Genomic DNA, 4,919 nt, shown 5'->3' on the forward strand with positions numbered 1-4,919 from the left:
TAATATTTGAAAGTATAGAAATTTAGAGTACATTTGAAACATGGAATATTTAGAAGCAAAAAATAAGTTTATCCAAGCTTGGGGCACATTGGGGTCAAATTGGGGAATAAACAAAGTAATGGCACAAATACATGCCCTTTTATTATTGGCAACCGAACCTTTGTCTGCAGAAGAAATCATGGAAGAACTCCAAATGTCAAGAGGGAATGTAAACATGAATTTGCGGGCTCTTATGGATTGGGGAATAGTAAAAAAAGAATTTAAGATAGGGGAGAGAAGAGAGTACTTTTCAACAGGTAAGGATGTTTGGGATTTGGCCAAACAAGTATCTAAAGAAAGAAGAAGAAGAGAAATTGAACCGATTCTGAAAATGCTTGGAGATGTTCAAGTTGTAAACGGAGAGAATAAAAAAGAAGTCGATGAGTTTAAAAAAGTAACAGGGGACTTGTTTGATTTCTCATTAAAGGTTGACAACACAATTGATAAGTTTACAAAATCTGATCAAAACTGGTTTTTCAAGCTTCTTTTAAAGATCTAAATTTTTTTTCTTGTAAACTTTCAATATTATTTGAATGATTTGAAATTAATGAAACATATATAAACCAAACACTCTAAAAATATGAACTACATTGTGATTTCTTACTCGATTTACCTACTGCTTACAATCTCATTGACAATTTGGGTTGCAAATACCCTTTTTACAAATGGCCGAGTTTTCTTGGTGGACATTTTTCATCAAAATGAACTTATGGCTGACAGTGTTAACAAATTATTGGTGGTAGGATTTTATCTAATCAATATTGGATATGCTGTTTTCACGCTGCAGATCTATGGTGAAATAAATACAATTCAGGAAATAATTGAAAGTTTGAGCTTAAAAATAGGAAGTATAATCCTCATTTTAGGAGGAATGCATTTCTTTAATCTATTCGTATTCTTCAAACTAAAAAGAAATTCTAAAACCAAAACAGCCTAAATCTCTGTATCATGAAAAGAATTGTTTTGGCAGGTGGAAGCGGTTTTCTAGGAAAATGCATCATCGAACATCATAAAAAGGATTCCCATATCATTGTACTTACACGAGGGAAATCTAGGCAACTTAAAAATTTACAATATGAAAATTGGGATGGGAAGTCCCTTGGGCCTTGGTCAACATCATTAGAAAATGCTGATGTTTTGATCAATTTAAATGGCAAGTCGGTTGATTGTCGATATTCAAAATCAAATAAGAAACTGATATATTCAACAAGATTAGAATCTACAGAAGTGCTTGGGAAAGCAATTCAACTTTGTAAAAATCCACCTAAAATTTGGATCAATTCTTCTTCAGCTACTATTTACAGACATTCTTTAGATAAAGCGATGGATGAAGAAACAGGAGAATTTGGATCGGGTTTTTCCGTTGACGTCTGTCAAAAGTGGGAAAATATATTCAATACTATCAAAGTTGGTACAACCAGAAAAGTGGCGATAAGGACTGCTATTGTTCTGGGAAAAAATCAAGGAGCTCTAAAACCATTAAAGATTCTTGCCAAGCTTGGCCTAGGTGGAAAACAAGGCCCAGGGAATCAGTATTTCAGTTGGATCCATGAACAGGATTTTGTAAGTTCTGTAGATTTTATAATTGCCAATGAAAGTTTAAATGGCGCTATCAATATTTCAAGTCCTAATCCAATCAACAATGATAACTTTATGAGATCTCTTCGAGACGCTATCCATATGCCATTTGGAATTCCAATTCCGAGTTGGCTTTTAGAAATAGGCGCTATTTTAATAAGGACAGAAACCGAATTGATTTTGAAAAGCCGTTGGGTTATTCCTAAAAGGCTTTTAAATGCAGGTTTCAAGTTTAAGTATTCTAAAATAGATGAAGCTTTTGCCGATCTCTTAAATTAAATAGGTGAAGTATATTTGTTATATAATTTACATTATGTTAAATAAAATAGAAACACTTCCCATATTGACTTTAGACTCCATATAAGCTATAATCCACCACCCCAATGATTCTGATTTGATTTCCTTGATTTTTTTGGTAATTAGAAGTTTCAATTGCTGACATGAACCCTAACCTCACTTCACGCATCGGAATATTTCTTGGACCGGTTTTATTCCTCTTCATTTTATTTTTTGTAAAACCTGATGCGATGCCCGCTGAAGCTTTGGCCATGCTTGCCGTCACGGTATGGATTGCTACTTGGTGGATTACCGAAGCGATCCCGATTGCTGCTACAGCATTGTTGCCCTTGGTGCTGTTGCCCACATTGGATATCCTGTCGATTGGTGAAACTGCAGTTTCTTACTCCCATCCCATGGTCTTGTTGTATATGGGAGGATTTATGATTGCCATGGCTATTGAGAAATGGGATTTGCACAAGCGGATTGCTTTGAGCATCATTTCCTTTATCGGCACAGACATCCAAAAGATCATTTTGGGATTTATGGTGGCTACGGGTTTTTTGTCCATGTGGATCTCCAATACCGCGACTTCCCTGATGATGCTTCCCATCGGTGTGGCAGTCGTGACGCAGCTGACTCCAAATGCAGCCATCAAGGAAATCCTGCCAAACAATCTTGGAAAAGCATTGATGTTGGGGATTGCTTATAGTGCTTCGATCGGCGGCATGGCCACGCTGATCGGTACACCTACCAATATCATTTTGGCCGGAGTCATCAAAGACATGTATGGTTATGAAATCAGCTTCTCCCAATGGATGCTTTATGGCTTGCCTGCTTCTGTGTTGCTGTTGGTATTTTGTTGGTTTTATTTGGTGAAATATGCCTTCCCTTTTGAGAAGAACTTTAAAATTGAAGGCGGAAAAGAAGAAATCCAAAGGCAATTGGCCCTATTGGGTCCCATGTCAAAAGAAGAAAAGCGGGTTGCATGGGTTTTCGGTTCGGTGAGTTTTGCCTGGATCAGCAGGACATTTTTGTTGCAGGATTTGATTCCTGCCTTGGACGATACGATCATTGCGATTGCGGGGGTTTTGGTGTTGTTTGTCCTCCCCTCTTCCAAACCGAAAACTAAACTACTAGATTGGAAAACTGCCGAAAGCATTCCTTGGGGAATTTTGTTGTTATTTGGAGGCGGCTTGTCTTTGGCAGAGGGATTCAAATCTACCGGATTGGCTTCTTGGATCGGAAATCAGTTTGTATTCCTTGATTTCATTGCATTTGGTCTGTTTTTGTTGGTGATCATCGCTGCAGTCAATTTCCTGACCGAGATCACTTCCAATGTTGCTACGGCTTCGATGATCCTTCCGATTTTGGCGGCTGTCTCCTACTCTATGGGCGTACATCCTTTTGGCTTGATGGTCGGTGCGACGATGGCTGCGAGTTGTGCCTTTATGTTGCCCGTTGCCACACCGCCAAATGCTGTGGTATTCGGTTCGGGTTACCTCAGGATCCCCGACATGGTCAAAGCCGGTTTGTGGATGAATCTTGTTTCGATCCTAGTGGTCACCCTATTTACTTATTTTCTGCTGCCCTTGATTTGGGGGATTGATTTGAGGGTTTATCCTTTTTAGGGGGTAATCTTTAACAAAAAATACTTTTTCGCCTTTGTTTCAAAGAAATAGTAGGCCTACCCATCCAAATTGCATTTCACTGTTCTTTATTCCGTTGATTTTCATTAACTTAATGCAATTGTTTTTTAGAGTGTATTTTAAAAGCCAAAACGAGTTCAATCCTTACTTGCTATCCATGAAATCCTATCCCGCTAAGGAAAAGCCTTCTGCTTTGACTCCTCCCTCCCATCAGAGAAAATCCCAATCCAAAGTCAGTCTCCCTGACAATAGAAAATCTTCTCTTGCGGGCTTGATCCAAATGGCAAACCAAGGGAAACATGCCCTTCAATTGAAAGCTCTTGAAGGCCTGTTCAATTCCTCCCAAGCTATCCAAAAACAAGGGGTGGAAGAAGAAGAACCTATTCAAGGTAAGTTTGAAACGGCTCAAAGAGAGGGAATAGAAGACGAGGAATTGCTTCAGGGAAAGTTTGACACCATACAAAAAATGTCACTTGAGGAAGAAGAACCTCTTCAAGGCAAGTTTGAAACTATCCAAAAGCAAGAAAATAATACAGGCCTGCCTGATAACCTTAAATCAGGGATTGAGAATCTTTCGGGATACTCCATGGATGATGTCAAGGTGCATTACAATTCTGATAAACCTGCTAGCCTTCAAGCCCATGCATATGCCCAAGGCACCGAAATCCACATTGCATCGGGACAAGAAAAGCACCTCCCCCATGAAGCATGGCATGTAGTGCAGCAGAAACAGGGAAGGGTTAAGCCTACGCGTCAAATGTCGCAGCCAAGCGGGGATCCCGTCTTTGCGGGAAAAGGCGGTCTGAATGTCAATGAAGATGCTGTTTTGGAGAAAGAGGCGGATGTGATGGGGGCTATTAATGAAGAGAATTTATAAAGCATTGGTTCGCTAAATGTAGACCAAAACCCAACCTATCATTTCATGCAAAGAGATTTAAACCTTTTTTTACTTCTTCCTTGCAAGGAGAAAAATACCAATTATCACCCCTATGACCATAAAAATCAGCAAAACAGTCCCAAAAGCCTTGGCTGTCCAAAATCTATCCCTATATGATTCTTTTTCTGATTCTGAGGGTTTTTTGGAGACAATCACAGTATCCACCTTTACCATCGCCGCTCCTAAAGCATCCCATAATTCAACATATCCTTCGTCGTAACCAAGTCCCCAAATCGCCACACCACCTAATCCTTGGTCTAAAGCGTAATTGTATTTTTGGTACAGACTGTTTTCATCTTCAAACCAAAGGATATTCATTTTTCCCTTATCAAAATATTCAAAATAAGAAGAGCCCATTATAGGGTCAAACCCATATACAGGCACTTTTTCAAATTTTTCCAAGTCCCCAAAATATTCTTTAATCTCTTTGAAACTCAAAT

Annotated in this window: 5 protein-coding genes; 4 read left to right on the top strand and 1 reads right to left on the bottom strand. The window is 38.9% G+C overall.

Translation table 11 applies throughout. From position 1 onward, the window contains the following. The first annotated feature begins 40 nt into the window (after window positions 1-40). The 4 genes from ACZFYI_RS15730 (at window position 41) to ACZFYI_RS15745 (ending at window position 4,419) form a co-directional block, all read left to right on the top strand. Window positions 41-538, top strand: coding sequence for a GbsR/MarR family transcriptional regulator (locus tag ACZFYI_RS15730; RefSeq protein WP_462525081.1), 498 nt, complete (start codon window positions 41-43; stop codon window positions 536-538). A 449-nt stretch (window positions 539-987) separates the two neighbouring features. Beyond that, a complete protein-coding gene (locus ACZFYI_RS15735; protein ID WP_462525082.1) occupies window positions 988-1,896 on the top strand; it encodes a TIGR01777 family oxidoreductase in 909 nt (302 codons plus the stop codon). A gap of 161 nt (window positions 1,897-2,057) precedes the next feature. Then, window positions 2,058-3,524: an SLC13 family permease gene (locus ACZFYI_RS15740; protein WP_462525083.1), complete on the top strand. Its 1,467-nt coding sequence runs from the start codon at window positions 2,058-2,060 to the stop codon at window positions 3,522-3,524. A gap of 175 nt (window positions 3,525-3,699) precedes the next feature. After that, window positions 3,700-4,419 carry an eCIS core domain-containing protein gene (locus ACZFYI_RS15745; protein WP_462525084.1) on the top strand — a complete coding sequence of 240 codons (720 nt, stop codon included), beginning with the start codon at window positions 3,700-3,702 and terminating at the stop codon, window positions 4,417-4,419. Window positions 4,420-4,488: 69 nt separating this feature from the next. Here the strand turns inward: ACZFYI_RS15745 and ACZFYI_RS15750 are convergent. Continuing rightward, a partial coding sequence (locus tag ACZFYI_RS15750) for a glycosyl hydrolase family 18 protein (RefSeq protein ID WP_462525085.1) occupies window positions 4,489-4,919 on the bottom strand: 431 nt, incomplete at its 5' end.

Source organism: Aquiflexum sp., from assembly GCF_977115555.1.

Bases quoted from the DNA above. Each gene is read 5' to 3' on its own strand.
- ACZFYI_RS15730 (WP_462525081.1), top strand. From the start codon at position 41: ATGGAATATTTAGAAGCAAAAAATAAGTTTATCCAAGCTTGGGGCACA.
- ACZFYI_RS15735 (WP_462525082.1), top strand. From the start codon at position 988: ATGAAAAGAATTGTTTTGGCAGGTGGAAGCGGTTTTCTAGGAAAATGC.
- ACZFYI_RS15740 (WP_462525083.1), top strand. From the start codon at position 2,058: ATGAACCCTAACCTCACTTCACGCATCGGAATATTTCTTGGACCGGTT.
- ACZFYI_RS15745 (WP_462525084.1), top strand. From the start codon at position 3,700: ATGAAATCCTATCCCGCTAAGGAAAAGCCTTCTGCTTTGACTCCTCCC.